Source organism: Streptomyces sp. CGMCC 4.7035 (assembly GCF_031583065.1).
GTDB lineage: Bacteria > Actinomycetota > Actinomycetes > Streptomycetales > Streptomycetaceae > Streptomyces > Streptomyces yaanensis.
Window position 1 is genome coordinate 6,948,121 of sequence record NZ_CP134053.1, and the last position, 19,852, is coordinate 6,967,972.

The 19,852-nt window shown below is 70.5% G+C and carries 16 protein-coding genes and 1 tRNA gene; 6 read left to right on the forward strand and 11 right to left on the reverse strand.

Features of this window, described 5'->3' with window-relative positions; translation table 11 throughout:
• Window positions 1–13 precede the first annotated feature (13 nt).
• The 5 genes from Q2K21_RS30545 to Q2K21_RS30565 form a co-directional block, all read right to left on the reverse strand.
• Window positions 14–1,672, reverse strand: a complete 1,659-nt coding sequence (locus tag Q2K21_RS30545) for a long-chain-fatty-acid--CoA ligase (protein WP_310777449.1) — start codon at window positions 1,670–1,672, stop codon at window positions 14–16.
• Between the two features lie 60 nt (window positions 1,673–1,732).
• Window positions 1,733–2,203: a DUF3592 domain-containing protein gene (locus Q2K21_RS30550; protein WP_310777452.1), complete on the reverse strand. Its 471-nt coding sequence runs from the start codon at window positions 2,201–2,203 to the stop codon at window positions 1,733–1,735.
• A gap of 163 nt (window positions 2,204–2,366) precedes the next feature.
• The gene (locus Q2K21_RS30555; RefSeq protein WP_310777454.1) at window positions 2,367–2,978 is read right to left on the reverse strand and encodes a lytic polysaccharide monooxygenase auxiliary activity family 9 protein; all 612 of its coding nucleotides are present in this window, start codon (window positions 2,976–2,978) and stop codon (window positions 2,367–2,369) included.
• A 136-nt stretch (window positions 2,979–3,114) separates the two neighbouring features.
• The gene (locus tag Q2K21_RS30560) at window positions 3,115–4,260 is read right to left on the reverse strand and encodes an SPFH domain-containing protein (RefSeq protein ID WP_310777457.1); all 1,146 of its coding nucleotides are present in this window, start codon (window positions 4,258–4,260) and stop codon (window positions 3,115–3,117) included.
• 401 nt (window positions 4,261–4,661) lie between these two features.
• Window positions 4,662–6,059, reverse strand: a complete 1,398-nt coding sequence (locus Q2K21_RS30565) for a peptidoglycan-binding protein (RefSeq protein WP_310777459.1) — start codon at window positions 6,057–6,059, stop codon at window positions 4,662–4,664.
• Window positions 6,060–6,404: 345 nt separating this feature from the next.
• On the opposite strand from Q2K21_RS30565, the gene Q2K21_RS30570 reads away from it, so the two are divergent.
• The 3 genes from Q2K21_RS30570 (at window position 6,405) to glxA (ending at window position 10,979) form a co-directional block, all read left to right on the forward strand.
• Window positions 6,405–6,478 (forward strand) — tRNA-Lys (locus Q2K21_RS30570).
• 521 nt (window positions 6,479–6,999) lie between these two features.
• Complete coding sequence (locus tag Q2K21_RS30575; protein WP_310777462.1) at window positions 7,000–9,045, forward strand: glycosyltransferase family 2 protein; 2,046 nt, start codon at window positions 7,000–7,002, stop codon at window positions 9,043–9,045.
• A complete protein-coding gene (gene glxA, locus Q2K21_RS30580) occupies window positions 9,042–10,979 on the forward strand; it encodes a radical copper oxidase GlxA (protein WP_310777465.1) in 1,938 nt (645 codons plus the stop codon). The genes Q2K21_RS30575 and glxA overlap by 4 nt, the downstream gene beginning before the upstream one ends.
• Before the next feature lie 105 nt (window positions 10,980–11,084).
• On the opposite strand, the gene Q2K21_RS30585 is transcribed toward glxA, so the two are convergent.
• The 3 genes from Q2K21_RS30585 to Q2K21_RS30595 all read right to left on the reverse strand — a co-directional run bounded on the left by Q2K21_RS30585 (window position 11,085) and on the right by Q2K21_RS30595 (window position 13,689).
• The gene (locus Q2K21_RS30585) at window positions 11,085–12,119 is read right to left on the reverse strand and encodes a glycoside hydrolase family 6 protein (protein ID WP_310777468.1); all 1,035 of its coding nucleotides are present in this window, start codon (window positions 12,117–12,119) and stop codon (window positions 11,085–11,087) included.
• 97 nt (window positions 12,120–12,216) lie between these two features.
• Window positions 12,217–12,885 carry a class F sortase gene (locus Q2K21_RS30590; protein ID WP_310777471.1) on the reverse strand — a complete coding sequence of 223 codons (669 nt, stop codon included), beginning with the start codon at window positions 12,883–12,885 and terminating at the stop codon, window positions 12,217–12,219.
• A 3-nt stretch (window positions 12,886–12,888) separates the two neighbouring features.
• The gene (locus Q2K21_RS30595) at window positions 12,889–13,689 is read right to left on the reverse strand and encodes a hypothetical protein (protein WP_310777474.1); all 801 of its coding nucleotides are present in this window, start codon (window positions 13,687–13,689) and stop codon (window positions 12,889–12,891) included.
• Between the two features lie 199 nt (window positions 13,690–13,888).
• Here Q2K21_RS30595 and Q2K21_RS30600 point away from each other — a divergent pair, with 199 nt between their 5' ends.
• Window positions 13,889–14,668, forward strand: coding sequence for an HAD-IIA family hydrolase (locus Q2K21_RS30600; RefSeq protein ID WP_310777477.1), 780 nt, complete (start codon window positions 13,889–13,891; stop codon window positions 14,666–14,668).
• A gap of 133 nt (window positions 14,669–14,801) precedes the next feature.
• On the opposite strand, the gene Q2K21_RS30605 is transcribed toward Q2K21_RS30600, so the two are convergent.
• Together Q2K21_RS30605 and Q2K21_RS30610 are read right to left on the reverse strand one after the other, a co-directional pair.
• Window positions 14,802–15,710 carry a hypothetical protein gene (locus Q2K21_RS30605; protein WP_310777480.1) on the reverse strand — a complete coding sequence of 303 codons (909 nt, stop codon included), beginning with the start codon at window positions 15,708–15,710 and terminating at the stop codon, window positions 14,802–14,804.
• A 188-nt stretch (window positions 15,711–15,898) separates the two neighbouring features.
• The gene (locus Q2K21_RS30610) at window positions 15,899–17,218 is read right to left on the reverse strand and encodes an ROK family protein (RefSeq protein WP_310777483.1); all 1,320 of its coding nucleotides are present in this window, start codon (window positions 17,216–17,218) and stop codon (window positions 15,899–15,901) included.
• A 55-nt stretch (window positions 17,219–17,273) separates the two neighbouring features.
• Here Q2K21_RS30610 and Q2K21_RS30615 point away from each other — a divergent pair, with 55 nt between their 5' ends.
• On the forward strand, window positions 17,274–18,359 hold the full coding sequence (locus Q2K21_RS30615; RefSeq protein ID WP_310777486.1) for a Gfo/Idh/MocA family protein: 1,086 nt from the start codon (window positions 17,274–17,276) through the stop codon (window positions 18,357–18,359).
• A complete protein-coding gene (locus Q2K21_RS30620) occupies window positions 18,356–18,832 on the forward strand; it encodes a heme-degrading domain-containing protein (RefSeq protein ID WP_310777489.1) in 477 nt (158 codons plus the stop codon). Before Q2K21_RS30615 ends, Q2K21_RS30620 begins: the two co-directional genes overlap by 4 nt.
• Before the next feature lie 124 nt (window positions 18,833–18,956).
• Here Q2K21_RS30620 and Q2K21_RS30625 read toward each other — a convergent pair whose 3' ends face one another.
• Complete coding sequence (locus Q2K21_RS30625; RefSeq protein ID WP_310777492.1) at window positions 18,957–19,814, reverse strand: fumarylacetoacetate hydrolase family protein; 858 nt, start codon at window positions 19,812–19,814, stop codon at window positions 18,957–18,959.
• Window positions 19,815–19,852 lie beyond the last annotated feature (38 nt).

Below are 19,852 nucleotides of genomic sequence, written 5' to 3' on the forward strand. Positions count from 1 at the left end.
TTTCACCGGAGCCCTAGCGCGCGAACAGCTCCATGCGCCCGTGAGCCCGGTATTCAGCCATGAGCTCCGCCACATCGTCGCCGGTGAGCCGCCGGTACGACGACTTCCCCGGTGGCCGCCACCACACCGGATCCGGGCACCGGAAGCCCTCCCTCCGCAGCCCCACCCGGTGGATCTTGTTGGTGGCGGTGACCGGCATGCGCTCCACGATCCGTACGAACCGGGGTGCCATCTTCGTCCCCAGGTCCGACTGGGCGGCAAGGAAGGCGCCGAAGGCCGCCGGGTCGAAGATCCCTCCCCGCTTGAGTGCCAGCGCCGCCATCACCTGGTCCCCCGCCACCGGATCCGGCACCGCGTACACCGCCACGGCGGCCGCGTCCCCGTACCGGGCGACGATGTTCTCGATCATCGCGGCCGCCAGGTTCTCGCTGTCGACGCGGAGCCGGTCGTCGGTGCGGCCCGCGAAGTAGAGGAACCCGTCGGCATCCCGGTAGAAGAGGTCGCCGGTCCAGTACCAGCCCTCGCGGCGGCGGGCCGCGTCCGCGGCCGGGTTGCGCCAGTAGCCCTCGAAGGGATTGGGCCCGCGGTTGACCAGCTCGCCTATGGCCTCGTCGCCGTTCAGCAGCCGGCCGTCCGCGGCGAAGACAGCGGGCGGGCACTCCGTACGGGTCTCGGGGTCGACCACGGCGAGGTCGTCGCCCGGCGCCGCCTTGCCGATCGCCCCGGCAGGGGTGCCGGGCGTGCGCTGGATGGCGGCCCCGCCCTCCGACGACCCGTACCCCTCCACCAGCCGCGCCCCGAAGCGCTTCTCGAAGGCGGCGGCATCCACCGCGCCCGCCTCCGTGCCGAAGCCGAGCCGCAGCGGGTTGTCCCCGTCGTCGGGGCGTTCCTCGGTCGACAGAAGGTACTGCACGGCCCGCCCGACATAAGTGAAGTACGTCACCCCGTACATCCGCACGTCGTCCAGGAAGCCGGATGCGGAGAAGCGCCGCCGCAACGCGATCGCGGCGCCCGAGGTGAGCGCGGGGGCCCAGTCGGCGATGACCGCGTTGCCGTGGAACATCGGCATACAGATGTAGTGGACGTCGTCGGGGCCGAGGCCGAAGTGGCCCACCAGCGACCGGCCGGCCGCCGCGAGCCGCCCCTGGGTGCAGATCGCGGCCTTCGGAGCACCGGTGGAGCCGGACGTGAAGTAGAGGAGGAGGCGATCGTCCGGGATGGCCGTCGAGGTGTCCGGCCCGGCACCCGCGTACCCGGCGACGAGGTCCCCGTACGCGTCCGTGTCGGTGACCAGCACACGTACGCCCGGCAGACCGAGCCCGTCGAGCAGGGGAAGGTGGGCGCGTTCGGTGACCAGCACGCGGCACTCGGTGTGCAGGATGTCGCGGGCCAGCTCCGGTCCGCGCCGGGTGGGGTTGATCCCGGCGACGGCCGCGCCCGCGAGGGCCGCGGCGCTCAGCCACAGCGGGTACTCGGGGGTGTTGTCGAGCAGCACACCGAGGTGCGGCTCGGCGTCCGCCGGCAGCAGGTCGGCGAGCAGTGCGGCCCGGGCCGCCGCCCCCGCGGCCACCTCGTGATGGCTGAGCGCCCGCCCCTCGAACCACAGCCCCGGCCGGTGGTCGCCCCACCGCTCCCGCACCAGCTCCGCGACGGTACGCCTCGTGGACTCCATGAAGTCGCACGGTAACTGACGTGCCATCAGAAGTGGAGACCTGGAAGCGGTCCCCGCAGGCTAGGGAATGCTCGCGAACAGACTTTCCCCCGCGAAGACTTGGGTGTACGTCACCATGAAGCCGACACAGAATGCGACGATCACGGAGAGGAAAACCAGCGTGCCGACCGTGCCCGCCAGGGCCTTTCCCGGGGCGGGGGGCTGGGCGGTGGCGCGCTCGGGGCGGGCCGCCGTGTAGTGGACGGCGACGATGTCGCCCTCGACCGTCGTCCGTGGACCGTTCGCCTCCTCGAAGCGGACGGGGCGGCCCTCGCGGGTCGTGAACTCGTAGACGTGGTGCAGCGTCGTCGTGGACACGGAGTTCTCACCGCCGCTGCTGGTCGTGGTGTACGTGCGCAGACAGCGCGCCTCCGCGGTCAGGCCGCTGTTCCAGTTGCTCCTGAGCTGGAGCGCGCGGCGGACCACCTTGACCGCCATCGCCAGTGCTCCGGCCATGATCAGGCTCGGCACCGCGTAGAAGAAGAAGTCCATGTTTCCCCCGAGGCCGGTACGACTCCACGCACGCCGTCATGGTCATGTCGGCGTGCGTGGAACGTACCCGCCCGGGGTGCGGATGCTCCTCAAGGGAGGCTCAGAAACCGGCCCCGGGACGAACTCGGGACGAGCCCAGGACGGGCTCAGGACAGGGCGGTCCTCAGAACGTGACGTCCGCGCACGAATAGAACGCGTTGGCGGTGTCCGCGATCGTCCACACCCCGAGGATGACGTGGTGCCCGCTCAGCCCGGTCGGCAGGGTGCCGGTGTGACTGAGCGTGGACGGCGGGCGCTGACCGTTGTACGGGACCGTCAGGAACGGTGTGGTGGTGAGGTCCGCGCGGGTCAGGGCGTGGTTCTGGTTCCAGCCCTGTTTGGTCACGTAGTACTTGAAGTCGGTCGTGGCGTGCGGGGCGGTGAACTGCCAGCGGAAGGTGTAGCTCCGCCCGCCGGTCACCTTGGTCGTCGGCCAGGCCGCGCCCGAGGGCGTCGTCGGCTGGTCGAGGGCCCCGAAGTTGGTGTGGTTGGCCGAACAGATCTGGCCGTCGTTCGGACCGGCCGCCGGGAAGCCCTTCGGGCCCTCGACGCTCTGCGGCTCCCACTGAATGTCGCCGCAGCCGGTGACGACGCCGCCGTTCGCGGCGCACATCTTCTGCCGGCTGAGGGGCTGGTCGGTGTAGCCGTGGGCGCTGGCGCCGCCGGTGGAGAGCACGAACGTGCCGGCGGTGACGAGGCCGACCACGGCCGCGTACGCCTTGGTCCTGGTACGCATGCTGCCGCTCCTGGAGAACGTGGGGGAAGTTCAGTGAGCCGTGCAGGTCTAGACCAAGTCCCAGATTATTGCCGCGAGTTGAACATGTCCATACCAATCGAGCCCGGTAATCGCGCCCGGTAATCGCGCCCGGCCTTCACCTTCCGTCGGCCGAACGCCGCGTGTAGAAGGCCACCGTGAGGTCCTTCACCAGCGCCTTGCGCTCGTAGTCGTCGAGTTCGACCAGGCCGCGCATGGTCAGCCGGGTCACGGTGTCCTCCACCGAGTCGACGACCGAACTGAGCACCGTGTCGCGGTGCTGGACGTCGAGCGCGGCGATACGGCGGCGCTGCATCCACTCGGCGACCTCGGGGGCGTACTCGATCCGGGTCGGCTGCGCGGCGAACACCTCCAGGCCGACCGGTGCCGCGTCCGCCGCCACCAGACCGGTCAGCTCCTCGCCGACGGCCTCGACATCGCGCAGGCTCACCGCGTCCTGCGACGCGGCCGGATCGGCCGCCACCTGCGACAGCACCCGGGCGAGCGCCGACTCGACGCACTGCCGCAGATAGGTCTCATGGTCGTCGATCCCGAGCAGGGCGCGCGCGGTGTCGTTGACCCGCCAGGTCACCAGCACGACCACGCGCAGCGCGACCCCGTTGGCGTCGACCGCGGCCATCGGCTCGCTGCGCCAGTGCCGCAGCCGCACGTCCACCCGGCGACGCAGCACCAGCGGGTTGATCCACATCAGACCTGTGCGGCGGACGGTGCCGCGGTAGCGGCCGAACATGCCGAGCACCCACGCGTTCCCGGTGCGCCCGCGCGTCAGCCCGCTGAAGCCGAACAGGCCGAGCACGCCCGCTCCGGCGTACGCGGCCCATTGCGCCGGTCCGAGGCCCGCGGCCACCTGCGCCGGGATCTCCAGCGTCCGCAGCGCGGCCGGCGACAGCAGCCCCGCCCACCACGAAGTGGCCGCACCGCCGGCCACGCCGCACACGCCGGCCAGTACGCCCACCGAGCCGGGCAGCACCCGGGCGGGCCGCTCGACCAGCTCGGGGTCGACGACGGGCACCCGCCGCCCGGGCAGTGCGGACGCACGCACCCGCGGCTGCTCACCGGTCCCGAGCCGCCGCCCCACGACGGCCGGGGCGAGCGGCACGGCGACGGAGTCGGGGTCCTCCCGGAACAGCAGATGGACGGGGATCTCGGCGGTCGACTCACCATGAATGAGCCGCCCACCCCGAACACCGGCGTGCTCCGGCGCCCCCTCGGACTCAGGGGTCTGCGATGTCGTCGTACTCATACGTGCCTCCATGCCTCCGCGCCGGGAAGGGTCTTGACGAGATGCGTGCGTTAAGGCGGCCCAGGGGCCGTTTTGTGGCCCGGGAGCCAGGTCCGTGGCCCGGGAGCCAGGTCCGTGGCCCGGGAGCCGGGTCCGTGGCCCGGGAGCCGGGTCCGTGGCCCGGGGACCAGGTCCGTGCCCCAGGGCGCCACCAGGCCCGAAGGGCCGGTCACCGGACCCGGAGGGCCGGGTGACCACCCTCGGGGGATCGCCACCAGGCCCAAGGGCCGATCCACCGAGCCCGGAACGCCGAACGCCGTCCGAAAGGCGGCCCCCGGCTCCGAAAGGCGGCCCCGAGTCCCAAAGGCTGCCCCAGGCCCAGAAGGCCGGCCCCGCAGGCGCCCGGTGCCCCGGAGTGCGTCTCAGGAGAACAACCGGCGCCAGGTCTCCGGGCCCGGGAAGCCGTCGGCATGAGGGCCTTGCCAGCCCTGGGCCCGTTGGAACGCCTCGACGCTTCGTCTCGCCGGCTCGCCCCAGCGTGAACCGGGACCCTGGATGCCGAACCCCTTCTTGGTCAGTTGGCGGCCCAGCCGGGTGACGTACGGGTTGTCCGCGCCCGGCCGGAACATCCCCGGGCCCGGATAGGCCGGCACCGCGCGCGCGGCGGCGTCCTGCGCTCGGACGGAGCCGGTGGGGGTCCCCGTCGAAGGGATGTCCTTGCCCTTCTTCCGCATCAGGTACGCCCAGGTCGCGGGCCCCGGCAGCCCGTCCGCGCCCTGCCCGGTCCAGCCCTGTGCCATCTGGAACGCCTGGGTCGCCCGCGCGTCCGCCGCGGACCAGCGCGACCCGGGGCCCGTGGCGTAGAAACGGTCCCCGCCCCGCAAGCCGAGGAGCTCGCCGAGCCGGGTGACGTACGCGTTGTCCGCGCCCGCCCCGAAGGCCGCGGCACCCGGGAAGTCGACCGACGCGGCGGGCAGGTCCTCGGCCGACGCGGCCGGCGCACCCTCGCTCCCCGCTTCCCTCTTGATCTTGGCGATCCCCTTGTAGCGGTACGGCACATAGTTGTCGGAGTACGACCAGTACGCGTACGGCGTGGACTTCCTCCGGGCGACCGGCGGAGTCTCCTCGTAGGCGATGTAAAAGTCGTGCGTGTAGTCCGTCCAGCCGCCGAAGATGACGACGTGCGACCCCTTCTCGGGGTTGTCGGGATTGTGGAAGAGGAGGATGTCGCCGGGCTGCAGCTCGTCCTTCGAAATGCGGACGCCGAACTGGTCGAGGCTGCCCGTCCATTCGTTGCTGCCGAGGTTCCAGGCCATCGAGACGAAGCCCGAGCAGTCCTGCCGGTAACCGTCCGACCAGTAGTCGTCCATGCTGTACGGGACTTCGGCCTTGATCCACTTCTTGGCCCGCTTGATGATCTGCGAGCGGGTCGTGGTGGGCAGCATCCCCGGGACCGGCGCCCCGCCCGGGCCGTGCAGCGGTGCCGAGTGGCCCTGCGGGCTCACGCGGGGGTCGTCATGCGCGGGAGCGCCCGGCCCGAGCGGTGCCGAGTGGCCCTGCGGGTTCACGGGGGGATCGTCATCCGCGGGAGCGCCCGGCCGGAGCGGTGCGTGCACGGACGCGGCGGCGGGCATCGCCTGGCCCACGCCCAGGACCATGACCGTGCCCACCGCGGCGGCCAGCGCGAGGGCTCCGCGGGCCGACCGTCGGGCGGCCGGCTTCGAGAGGGAGGAACGGGGGATCACGCGCCGCCAGTGAACGCATCCAGGGCAGTCGCAGTCGCTCTTGGGGGCGATTTCCTCGAATACCGGAGTCTCCATGCGATCCATGCGATCCATGTGACCCATGCGATCCATGCGATCCATGCGATCCATGCGATCCATGCGACCCGTGCGACCCGTGCGACCCCTGCGATCCATGCGATGTCCCTCACATTTCCGGCCTACAGCCGGGTGGATTTGTCCTCTTTTCTGCACGTCGGTCACTTTTTCCCAAGTGTCCACCGGAATCACATGGTGACGGTCCGAATGATGTACACAGGTCCGCCCGCCAGGGGTAAGGACCGGGGGCAGGGCAGGGGCACGGAGGCGTCCGGGCGGAGGTCGCGACCGGCCCCGTGGTCGGGAGCACCCCTCGGCGTCGGGTAGAGTTCTTCAGGTCAGCAGGCGCCGCTAGCTCAGTTGGTTAGAGCAGCTGACTCTTAATCAGCGGGTCCGGGGTTCGAGTCCCTGGCGGCGCACCGACCGGAAGGCCCCTCGCACAAGCGAGGGGCCTTCCGCATTCACCCGCACGGATGATCGAAGCCTCCTGGGCGGGCCCTCGCCCATACGGAGCAGCACTCCGGCGGATTCCGTACGAGCGGCGCATACCATAAGGCACCACTTCCTCAACATCCATACGCAGCTGACACCACCCGCCCCAGAAGACCCCAACAAATGTCCCAATGAGTGGGTATGACCGGTAAACAGCGCGTTGCGTACCTTGCGATCATGCTGGACGCCATAGAACCCTGGGCTTCAAGGGACTGCCGATGCACGGCAGTTGGGGGCACGGACCGGTAGCGCCGCGCGGGGATGAGGGCCTCGCCCGAACGAGTGCCGAGGGGGGCATTCAGGCAGCCAAGGTCGGGTTTCTGTGTTGATTTGGTGCGAGTGACGTGGTGACGCCGACCTGACACAGGTTCGTCCGTAATGGTCGAGGGGGACCAAGCGGGCGAAAAGCAAACAAACACACGCATTTCTGCGTGCGGGGGGATGACTCATGACGTCGACGCCAACCGGCGCCCGGCAGAACTTCGACCCGTCAGAAACGACCCGGCTCCGGGTGCCGTCACGCCGGACCGGCCACACCGGCAACATCCACCGGATCAAGAGGACCCTGCCCAGATACGACTACGAGCATTACAGCCGTCTGGCAGGCCCCCTCACACACCCGGATCCGGCAAAACCGTACAAAGTCCAGTACCGCTCACTGCTCTCCCAGGAACCGCATCGCATCCGCGCCGCCCTCATGCTGGGCGCGGCGCCGCTGTTGTCGCTGGTTCTGCTCGGCTGGCTGCTCCAGCCCAAGCACTGGACCGCGCGCGAGTACCCCGCCTACGACTTCCTGCCGGCCCTCGACATCGTCATGCTCGTCTCGATCGGCCTGATCGAGTTCTTCCGCTGCATGAACGTGCTGTCGAACGCGCACGCCACGCTGGTCGCCCGCGACCCGATCCCGGTGGTGCCCGAGACCGGCACGAGAGTCGCGTTCATCACCACGTACGTCCCGGGCAAGGAACCGCTGTCGATGGTGACGAGGACCCTGGAGGCGGCCGTCCGGCTGCGGCACCGGGGCCTGCTGCACGTCTGGCTCCTCGACGAGGGTGACGACCCGGAGGTGAAGGCGGTCTGTGAGCGTCTCGGCGTGCACCACTTCTCCCGCAAGGGCGTCGAGAAGTGGAACCGGCCCAAGGGCCCGCACCGCGCCAAGACCAAGCACGGCAACTACAACGCCTGGCTGGAGGCGCACGGCGACGACTACGACTACTTCGCCTCCGTCGACACCGACCACGTGCCGCTGCCCAACTACCTGGAGCGGATGCTGGGCTTCTTCCGCGACCCGGACGTCGGTTTCGTCATCGGCCCGCAGGTGTACGGCAATTACGACGCGTTTGTCACCAAGGCCGCCGAGTCGCAGCAGTTCCTCTTCCACGCGCTGATCCAGCGGGCCGGAAACCGCTACGGCGCCCCCATGTTCGTCGGCACCTCCAACGCCGTACGGATCTCGGCGCTCAAGCAGATCGGCGGTCTGTACGACTCGATCACCGAGGACATGGCCACCGGCTTCGAGATGCACCGCCACCGCAATCCGGCCACCGGGAAGAAGTGGAAGTCGGTCTACACCCCGGACGTGCTCGCGGTCGGCGAGGGCCCCGGCGCCTGGACGGACTTCTTCACACAGCAGCTGCGCTGGTCGCGGGGCACGTACGAGACGATCCTCAAGCAGTACTGGAAGGGCTTCTTCACACTGCCGCCGGGCAGGCTCTTCAACTACACCATGGTGATCATCTTCTACCCGATGTCCGCCCTCAACTGGATCCTGGCGGCGTTGAGTTGTGCGCTGTTCCTGGGCCTGGGTGCCTCGGGCGTCAACATCGACCCCACGGTCTGGCTGATGCTGTATGGCAACGCGTCGGCGCTTCAGATCGGCCTGTACATCTGGAACCGCCGGCACAACGTCTCACCGCACGAGCCGGAGGGCTCCGGCGGTGTGGCCGGCATGATGATGTCGGCGCTGTCCGCGCCGATCTACGCCCGCTCGCTCATGGACGCGGTACTGCGCCGCAAGAGCGGGTTCGTGGTGACTCCCAAGGGCGATTCGGCGAGCCCCGACAGGCTGCTCGGGACCTTTCGGATCCATCTGTTCTTCGTTCTGGTCTTCGGCGGCTCGATCGTCGCCGGCCTCCTCCTCGGCCATTCCCACCCCGCGATGATCATCTGGGCCTCGCTCGCCCTGCTGATCACGGCGTCGCCCATCTTCGTATGGCGCTGGACGCTGCTCCGGGAGAGGAAGCCGGCCATCGAGGACGAGCCGCAGGACGCACCGCAGGACGCGCCTCATGACGCGGCTCATGACGCGGCTCATGACGCGGCTCATGACGCGGCACATAAGGCTCGTGACGCGGCTCATGACGCTTCTCATGACGCGCCGGTGATACCGCAGCGGTCCGCCGGTGTACACACGCCGGGGCAACTGCCCACGTCGGCCGGGCACGCGGGCGATGACCAGACCATGCAGATCGTCCTCGGGGGACACAACAAATGAATGACCAGGCCGGCGGCCTCCGTCGCGCTCGTCGTTTCGCGGTCAGCACGGCGGTGGTCCTCGCACTGGCCGGAATGAACGGACCGTGGCTGTACCGCTTCGGGTCGGAGCGGTACCACGAGTACACGATCAACAAGCCGGAGTACAAGGCGAAGAACGGGCACTGGCAGATCGTCGAGTTCCCAAAGCAGTACCGGCAGGACACCATCCACGCCGCGCTGCTGCACACCGGGAAGGTGCTGCTGATCGCGGGCTCGGGCAACAACGAGGAGAACTTCGACAAGAAGCGGTTCGACACCCGGATCTGGGACCCGGTCAAGGGCACGATCAAGAAGGTCCCGACGCCGAGCGACCTCTTCTGCACGGGCCACACCCAGCTTGCGGACGGCAAGATCCTGATCGCGGGCGGCACCAAACGGTACGAGAAGCTGAAGGGCGACGTCACCAAGGCGGGCGGCCTGATGATCGTCCACAACGAGAACCCGGACAAGCCGATCACGCTGCCCGCGGGCACGAAGTTCACCGGCAGGGCAGGCGGCAAGACCTTCGTCTCCAAGGATCCGGTGCTGGTGCCGCGCGCGAAGAAGGTCTTCGCCAAGACCGGCAAATGGCTGCGCAACGACCCCGGCATCGGCCGGATCTACGTCGAGGCGCAGAAGAGCGGCCAGAAGTACGAGACCGGCACCGAGGACAACTACCGGGTGCAGGGCCTCACGGGGGCCGACGCGCGCAACACGTACGGCATCGCCAACAAACTCGGCCTCGACAAGCGGGACTTCCAGGGCATCCGGGACGCCTACGAGTTCGACCCGGTCGCCGAGAGGTACATCAAGGTCGACCCGATGAACGAGGCCCGCTGGTACCCGACGCTCACCACCCTGAGCGACGGAAAGATCCTCAGTGTCTCCGGGCTCGACGACATCGGGCAGTTGGTCCCCGGCAAGAACGAGATCTTCGATCCGACGACCAGGAAGTGGACGTACACGCCGAAGGTCCGCCAGTTCCCGACCTACCCCGCCCTGTTCCTGATGCAGAACGGCAAGATCTTCTACTCGGGTTCGAACGCGGGCTACGGCCCGGACGACGTGGGCCGCGACCCCGGCGTCTGGGACGTGCACACCAACGCGTTCACCAAGATCCCCGGGCTCAGCGACCCGACCGTCATGGAGACGTCCGGGACGGTGCTGCTGCCGCCGGCGCAGGACGAGAAGTTCCTGGTCATCGGCGGTGGCGGAGTCGGCGAGTCCAAGCTGTCCAGCAACCGGACGCGGCTGGTCGACCTGAAGGCGAAGAATCCGCGCTTCGTGGACGGGCCGACACTGGAGAAGGGCACGCGCTACCCGCAGTCCTCGATCCTGCCCGACGACACGGTGCTGGTCTCGGGCGGTTCGGAGGACTACCGCGGGCGCGGCGACTCCGACATCAGACAGGCACGGATCTACCACCCGGACACCAACACGTTCCAGCGGGTCGCCGACCCGCTGGTGGGGCGTGACTACCACGCCGGGTCGATCCTGCTGCCCGACGGCCGCGTGCTGTTCTTCGGCTCCAACCCGCTTTTCGCGGACAAGGCCGACACCAAGCCCGGCGTCTTCGAGCAGCGCATCGAGATCTACACGCCGCCGTATCTGTACCGGGACTCGCGGCCCGCCCTGTCGGGCGGCCCGGGGACCATCGCGCGTGGCGCGTCGGGCACGTTCACGTCGCAGCACGCGTCGACGATCAGGAAGGTCCGGCTGATCCGTCCGAGTGCGTCCACGCACGTCACGGACGTCGACCAGCGCTCGATCGCCCTGGACTTCAAGACGTCCGGGAACAAGATCACGGTGACCGTCCCGAAGAACCGCAACCTCGTCCAGTCGGGCTGGTACATGCTGTTCGTGGACGACGACCAGGGGACACCGAGCCAGGCACAGTGGGTCAAGGTTCCGTAGTTTCCGTAGGTTTCCGCGCACTGAACACGGCCCAGGGGGCGCCCTCCAGGTGATGGAGGGCGCCCCGAGTCACCTCACGGGTGGGCCTGATCGCTCGCCGAAGGGCTAATCGCTCGCCTCGGCCAGCTTGAGCGCGTACGCCGCCCACCAGTCGCCCGCCTTCGGTCCCCCCTTGCAGGTGCCGTCCGACTCCCCGGGCCGCTTCACCCACAGGTACGCGTCCACCAGCGGATCCGCCGTGGTCGTCGTCGGAGCCTCGCCCAGGGCCCGGCCCGGCGGGTTGCACCAGCGCTGCTGCGGGTCGCCCGTCGTATACGGCCCGTTGCCGTTGCGGCTCGTGTCGATCACGAAATGCTTGCCGCCGATCTTCGCCGACAGCTGCTTGCCGTACGCGATCGAGTCCTGCGTCGAGTAGAAGTTGGAGACGTTCACCGCGAAGCCGTCCGCCCGGTCGACGCCGGCCTGCCGAAGCGGCTGGAAGATCTGGTCGGGATGCTGCCAGCCCGCGTTGCCCGCGTCCAGGTACACCTTGGTGTTCTTCAGTGCCTTGAGCGTGCCGATCGCACCCTTGAGCAGGTTGTACCGCTCCTCGTGGAACTGGTTCGGCGTGCACCCGTCCACCATGTGCAGCACCGCGTCCGGCTCCAGGATCACCGCCGCGCGCCGGTCCCCGATCCCCTGGGCCACGCCGTCGATCCACGCCCGGTACGCGTCCCCGTCCGCCGCGCCGCCCTGCGAGAACTGCCCGCAGTCGCGGTGCGGGATGTTGTAGAGGACGAGGATCGCCGTCCGGTCCGCCTTCCCGGCGGCCTCGGTGAACCCCCGCGCCTCCGCCTGCGGGTTCTCCGGGCCGATCCACTCCCCCGTGGGCTGCTCCGCGATCTTCCTGATCTGACCCGCCTCGGCCCGCTTCCCGGCCCTCTCGTACGCGACGACCTGCCGCGCCGCGTTCCCGTCCGGATTGACCCAGAACGGATCCGAGGCCTTCGGCTGCTGTGTGATGCGGCCGGCGGCCGGATCGTCCTTGTCGTTGCCCTTGTCCTTGTCCCCGCCCCCGGAAGAGGAACACCCGGCGATCAGCAGCGCGGCCCCCACCGCGACAGCGACAGCGCGTGCCCCCACACCCCTCGTCCCGTACATCCAACTCCCCCTTGGGTGTACTGCCTTGGGTAGAGCGCCTTGGGTAGAGCGCCTTACGCACCAATCGTGACATACCTGTCAGCGCACTGGGGAGCAGTCACAGTCCCGTGCCGGTCAGATACGCCGACACGACCACGTTCGCCGAGTATGTACGGCTCGCCCGGTCGAAGGTGCCGCCGCAGGTGATCAGCCGCAGCTCGGCCCGGCCCGGCTGCCGTGGCCCGTACGCCTGTCGGGCGTCGAAGTGATCGCGATCGAGGATCTCGGCGGTCTCGACGGTGAACTCGGCGACCCGGCCGTCGTCGCGGATCACCCGCACCGTGGCGCCGGGCCGCAGGCTGCTGAGCCGGTAGAAGACCGCGGACCTGGTATCGGTGTCGACGTGCCCGACGAACAGCGCGGTCCCTGCCGCCCCGGGACTCACCCCGGCCGCGTACCAGCCGACCACGCCCGGCTGATCGAAGGGCGGCGCCTCGATCGCGCCCTTCCGGTCCAGGCCGCGGGCCAGGACCGGCGCCTGCACCCCCAAGGCGGGGATGTCGAGGCGCAGGGGCACGCCGGCCTGCCCCAACGGCCGTACCGAGGGAGGTAGTTCGGCCTGCGCCGGCCGCCCGGCGGCGGCCATGTCACCGGTCGTCGGCGCGGCAATCCCCTGGGGTACGTCGGTCACCTCGCGGCCCCACAGCCACAGGCCGAGCAGCAGGACCACCCAGGTGACACCCATCAGCAGGCGGCCGGTGGCGGAGGAACGCTCATACTCGGACACGGTTCACTCCATACCGCGGCCGCGGCGGGCGCTCCGGGCCACCACCACGATGGCCGCGACGGCCGCTAGAACGACACCGACGATCGCCTGCCGGGCACCGGGCCCCGTGGCCCGGGCGTCGACGGACTCGAAATGCGAGGTGGCGCCGCCGCCCGCGTCCACCGGGGCGATCGGCGAGGAGGGGGCGGACGGCGGCCGCGTGGCGCTGGGGGACAGTGAAGCAGCCTGGGGCAGTGATGCAGCCGGGGGCAGTGGGGCGGTCCGGGACAGCGGGGCGGTCGGGGAGCCGGAGGGGGGCGCCGGACCGGTCGGGGCCGTCGACGCGAGCGGGGCGGTCGAGGCGAACGAGGCGGTCGAAGCAAACCGGTCAGACGGGGCAGACGGGGCGGACAGGGCGTACGGGGCCGGAGAGCCTGAGCCATAGGGGGCCGAAGAGGCATACGGCGCGGAGGAGGCACTCGGGGCCGACACCGTAGGCCCGCCGACGGTGAGCACGGCCTTCACCTCCCGCCCGTCACAGCCGACCGTGACGGTGTACAGGCCTGGTTTCACCGCGGAGCGGACCCGGGTCTCGCCGGCCAGCGTGCCCTCCTCGCCGACGAGCCGCGCCTGAGCGACGAACGCGTCCGACACCGCGGTGCCGGTCGTCCCGGGGCAGCCCTCCACCGCCAGCCGGACGTCGCCGCCCGGCACAGGGGACGCCGGGATCAGAACAACGCCTTGCGTATCCGCCGCGTACGCCGTGGGTGCGAGTGCGGCAGCGATGACGGCTCCCGCACAGAGAGTGAGCCGTAGTGAACCCATCGTGAACCTCCCGATACCAGGAGACTCCCCCTGCGGGCACTACGGCGCATCCGGACGGGACCCTCGACTACTCCGTACGGGGGTCGATCCTGCGCCGTACGGCCGCCGCCGCGCACAGAGCCATCCCCTGAGGTGACGGCGCAGGCCCCGGCTACTCTTTAGCCACCTCGCAAGCACGCGTCCGGCAGGAGAACCCCACATGGCAGAGCGCAAGCCGATCGAATCCTGGCTTACCGACATGGACGGGGTCCTGATCCACGAAGGCATCCCGATTCCCGGCGCCGACGAGTTCATCAAGCGCCTGAGGGAGTCGGAGAGGCCCTTCCTCGTTCTGACCAACAACTCGATCTACACCCCTCGCGACCTGCACGCCCGACTGCGGCGCATGGGGCTGGAGGTGCCGGTCGAGAACATCTGGACCTCGGCGCTGGCCACCGCCCAGTTCCTCGACGACCAGCGGCCGGGCGGCACGGCGTACGTCATAGGCGAGGCGGGCCTGACGACGGCGCTGCACGAGGTCGGCTACATCCTGACCGACACCGACCCCGACTTCGTCATACTCGGCGAAACGCGGACTTATTCGTTCGAGGCCATGACAAAGGCGGTCCGGCTGATCAACGCGGGCGCTCGCTTCATCGCCACCAACCCTGACGAGGTGGGTCCGTCCGCCGAGGGCCCCTTGCCCGCCACGGGCGCCGTCGCGGCGCTGATCACCGCCGCGACCGGCAAGAAGCCGTACTTCGTCGGCAAGCCGAATCCGCTGATGATGCGCGCCGGGCTCAACGCCATCGGCGCCCACTCGGAGACGTCGGCCATGATCGGCGACCGCATGGACACGGACGTGCTCGCGGGCCTTGAGGCCGGCATGCGGACCTTCCTCGTCAAGACCGGGGTGACCCAGCCGGAGGAGGTGGACCGCTTCCCGTACCGGCCCTCGAAGATCGTCGACTCGATCGCGGACCTGATCGACCTGGTTTGATCGCGACGAGACCGTGGTGAGGCCGTGGTGAGGCCGCAGTGAGACCGCGGCCGTGAGGAAGGCATTCAGGCTCTCCGATGAGGTCCTCTTCGGGGGCCCTCATGGGAGAGCTGCCTTCCACCGACCCGCGGTCTCAGCGGCGTCCCCGGTACAGCACGAACGGGGCGCCCGCGACGAGGATGCCCGCCAGCAGGAGCAGTCCGCCGGCCACCGCGCCGATGTCGTGCGGCGCCTGCGGTCCGGTGTTGGCCAACTCCTCGGCCGCCGGGCTCTGTGGGCTCTGTCGCGGCGTGGGCGAACGCGACCCCCGCTGTTTCCCTGTGTCGCCGGGGACTCTCGTGCCCTCGATCCGGAACCGGTAGTCGTTCGACTCGCCGACCCAGTCCCCGTCCTCCCCGTGTCGCTGCACGATCGCCGCCTTCGCCACGACCTCGTTCGCCTGGGTGTCGGAGGTGAGGGAGAGCCGCACCTTCACGGTGAGCGTGCGCCCCGGGGCCACCGTGAAGCCGGGGAAGCCGTCGTCGAAGGCGCCGACCAGTTCCGCCTGGTCGGTGTGTTCGAAGGTGACCGGGTGCGGGTGGTCGCCGTCGAAGAACTCCAGTTTGGGCTGAGTGGCCTTCAGTACGCGCTTGGCGTCGACCAGGACGACCACCGGGTGGATGTCGCCGCAGGGGTGCGCGGTCGTGTTCTCCAGGTCGATGAAGAAGGTGTGGTAGCCACCGCCGGCCTCGTACGCGTCGTGGCCGCCGTGGATGCGGGTGGTGAGCGGGAAGGTCTGACCGGTGGCGGCACAGCCGGGCTGCTGGTCGGCCGGGAGCGCGGCGGCGGGCGCGGACAGGAGGAGGGTCGCGGCGGCGAGGGCGAAGGGGAGGAGCAGGGACGGACGGGGGAGCCGGGACCGCTGGGGCCGTCGGGGCGACCGGGACCTCCGGGGCAGTCGGGGCAGTCGGGGCAGTCGGGGCAGCCGGGACTCCCGGGGCAGTCGGGGCCGCCGGGATCGGCGAGTTGGTCGGAACAGTCCAGGCAGTCGAGGGAGTCGCATGAAAATATGACCGGCCATAGGTGATGGCCCCTGGCGCACGCCACGCCTTGAGGGGCTGAGTCGACGCCCAAGTCCCCTCGATCAGCGCAGTCTCCCGATCAGCGCAGTCTCCCGATCAGTCCAGTCTCCCGATCAGCGCAGTCTCCCGACCAGACCAGCCTGCGCACGGAGTCGGGTGCCGCGAGGCGTCACCCCTCCGCCCGCCCGAACAACGGCGCGAGCAGCAGCTGCGCCGCGCCCTCCGCGACACCCCGCGCACCGCCGGGAGCGATCCGCACCGGAACGGTCCGGGTCGAGCCCTCCCGCCGGGCGCGTTCGCCGAGGACGGCGGCCACTCCTCGTACGAAGGACTCCTTGTAGGCGGCGACGGTACGGCCGCCGAGCAGCACCAGGTCGATGTCGAGCAGCCCGGCCAGGTTCGCGGCGCCCGCGCCGAGGACCCGCGCCGCCTCGCTCACGTCACCACGCGCCACGGCGGCGAGGCACAGTGCCTCGATGCAGCCCCGGTTGCCGCAGCCGCACGGCGGCCCGTCGAGCTGGATCACCTGGTGCCCGAACTCCCCCGCGCCGGTCCGGGCCCCCCGGTGCACGACCCCGCCGATCACCAGCCCGGCGCCGAGACCGGTCCCGAGGTGCAGATAGGCAAACGATCCGTACGAGCCGAACGACCCGTGCGACCCGGACAACCCGTACGCGCCCTCCGCGTCGTCGACCGCCCCGCCCAGGGCGAGCCCGAGCGCGGCGGCGTTGGTGTCCTTGTCGACCACGACCGGCACCCCCAGCCGCCGTGCCAGCGCGTCGCGCAGCGGAAACCCGTCCCACTCGGGGAACCCGGTCACACGGTGCAGGACACCATGCAGATGATCGAGCGGGCCGGGGAGCGCGACACCGACTCCGAGCACGGGCACAGGTATGGGCACGGGTACGGACGCGGACGCGGGTACCGGTGCGAACGCGGGTACCGGGGCGGACACGGCTACCGGAGCGGACACGGCTACCGGAGCGGACGCGGGTACGGGAGCGGACGCGGGTACAGGTGCGCCCAGCAGCCCCTCCACCTCCCGGGCCGCCCCCTCCACCACGGCCTCCGCTCCGGCGCCCAGGTCCAGCGGTGCCCGCCGCTCCCCGACCACCGCGCCCGTGAGGTCGCACAGCACTGCCCGCAGTTCGTCCCGGTCCAGATGCAGCCCCACCGCGTGCCCGGCCCCCGGCACCAGCCGCAGTACCGTCCGCGGCTTGCCGCCGGTGGAGGCGCGGCGGCCCGCCTCCGTCGCGAGGCCGTCCGCGCGCAGCCGGGCCGTGATCTTGCTGACGGCCTGCGGGGTCAGACCGGTCCGCTCCGCGAGCTCCAGGCGGCTGATCCCGGACTCCCCCGCCGTGCGCAGCAGATCCAGCACGAGCGCCGCGTTGTGGCTGCGCAGCGCCGGCAGGTTCACCCCGCTCGGCACCGTCCCCTCGCCCCCGCGCCTGCCCGCCCCGGATCCGGATCCCGCATACGTCCTGTTCACACCCCCATTCTCCCTCCTGCTTGCACTTTGGCAACAGCGTTGCGAAAGTAGAGCCATGACTGGCACAGCCCCTGGTACTGACACCCCCCTCCGCGTGGGCCTCGTGGGCTACGGCCTCGCGGGCTCCGTCTTCCACGCCCCGCTGATCGCCGCCACCGAGGGTCTGGTCCTCGACACGGTCGTCACCTCGAACCCGGAGCGGCAGGAGCAGGCCCGCGCCGAGTTCCCGGACGTGCGCGTCGCGGCCGCGGCCGACGAGCTGTGGCCGCGCGCGGGCGAGCTGGACCTGATCGTCGTCGCCTCCCCGAACAAGACGCACGTCCCGATCGCGAGGGCAGCCCTGGAGGCGGGCCTGCCGGTCGTGGTCGACAAGCCGATCGCGGGGACGGCGGCCGAGGCGCGCGAGCTGGCGGCACTGGCCGAGGAGCGCGGCCTGCTGCTCTCCGTCTTCCAGAACCGCCGCTGGGACAACGACTTCCTGACCCTGCGCAAGCTCCTTGCCGAGGGCGAACTCGGCGACGTCTGGCGCTTCGAGTCCCGCTTCGAGCGCTGGCGCCCGCAGCCCAAGGGCGGCTGGCGCGAGTCCGGCGACCCCGCAGAGATCGGAGGTCTGCTGTACGACCTCGGCAGCCACGTCGTCGACCAGGCGCTTGTCCTCTTCGGTCCCGCGGCCTCCGTGTACGCCGAGTCGGACATCCGCCGCCCGGGCGCGGAGACGGACGACGACACGTTCATCGCGCTCACGCACACCAGCGGCGTCCGCTCCCACCTGTACGTCTCCGCGACGACGGCCCAACTCGGCCCGCGCTTCCGGGCCCTGGGCTCCGCCGCGGGCTACGTCAAGTACGGTCTCGACCCGCAGGAGGCGGCCCTGCGCGAGGGTCTGCGCCCCGGGCCGGGCTGGGGACAGGAGCCGGAGTCCCTGTGGGGCCGTATCGGCGCCGGCGAGTCCCCGCTGACCGGCGGCGGAGACCCCGTACCGACGCTCTCCGGCGACTACCCCGCGTACTACGCGGCGATCGCGAAGGCCCTGCGCGAGGGCGGCCCCAACCCGGTCACCGCACTGGAGGCGGCCGCGGCCCTCGACGTACTCGAAGCGGCCCGGCGCTCGGCCCGCGAGGGTGTGGCGGTGACCCTGTGACGACGACGACCGGCCCCGAGATCCCCGAACTCGAAGCGCAGGAGCGGCGCCTGACGCTTCCTCACTTCACCTACGACGACGCGTGGGCCCTGGGCACCCTGCTGGTCGAGCTGGCGCGGGCGCGCAGCGCCCCGGTCGCGATCGACATCCGCCGCGGCGGCCAGCAGCTCTTCCACGCGGCGCTGCCCGGATCGACCCCGGACAACGACGCCTGGATCGACCGCAAGCGCCGCGTCGTCGAGCGCTACGGCTGCTCCTCCCTGCTGGTCGGCTCCCGCTTCCGCGCGAAGGGCACGACCTTCGAGGAGTCCTCCCGCCTCGACCCCGACGTCTACGCGGCCCACGGCGGCGCGTTCCCGATCACGGTCGAGGGCGCGGGCGTGATCGGCACGGTGGTGGTCTCCGGCCTGCCACAGGTGGAGGACCATGCGTTGGTGGTGGAGGCGCTGGAGAGGTTCAAGGACGAGGGGTAGGTGCGCCCCTGAAAGGGGCGCGGGGCTGTGACACTATGCGGCTCCGCCGCGTGGGCGCGACCAGCCACCGACAGCCCGCAGCTGACGCACCACCCGCAGTTCCCCGGCTCCCCCAGCGGAGCGCCTACGCGTCTTTGAACTCCTGCCGCTGCCGCCCAAGCCCTTGGATCTCGAGCTCGACCACATCCCCGGCCCGCAAAAACGGCTTCGGCTCGGGCTCCCCGAGCGCAACCCCCGCCGGCGTACCGGTGTTGATGACGTCACCCGGGTACAGGGTCATGAACTGGCTGACGTACCGCACGACTTCGGCGACCGGGAAGATCTGCTCGGCGGTGGTCCCGTCCTGCTTCAGCTCCCCGTTGACCCAGAGCTTCAGGGACAGGTCCTGCGGATCGGCGACCTCGTCCGCCGTCACCAGCCACGGCCCCAGCGGATTGAACGTCTCGCAGTTCTTCCCCTTGTCCCAGGTCCCGCCGCGCTCGATCTGGAACTCGCGCTCGGAGACGTCGTGCGCCACCGCGTACCCGGCGACGTGCGCGAGCGCCTCCTCGTGCGACTCCAGGTAGCGGGCCGTACGGCCGATGACGACCGCCAGCTCGACCTCCCAGTCGGTCTTGGTGGACCCGCGCGGCACGAGCACGGTGTCGTGGGGCCCGACCACCGTGTCGGCCGCCTTGAAGAAGATCACCGGCTCGGCGGGCGGCTCGGCACCGGTCTCACGGGCGTGGTCGTGGTAGTTCAGCCCGATGCAGACGATCTTGCCGATCCGGGCGAGCGGCGGCCCGACGCGCAGCCCGGTGGCGTCCAGCTCCGGCAGCTCGCCCGACTCGGCGGCGGCGCGGATCCGGTCGAGCGCCACTTCGTCGGCGAGGAGCGTTCCGTCGATGTCCGGGACGAGACCCGACAGGTCCCGCAGGGTCCCCTCGGCGTCGAGCAGAGCGGGCCGCTCCGCCCCCGCCGTACCGACTCGCAGCAGCTTCATGATCACAATCTCCCTCGATCGCATGCAGCCCGCCCGAT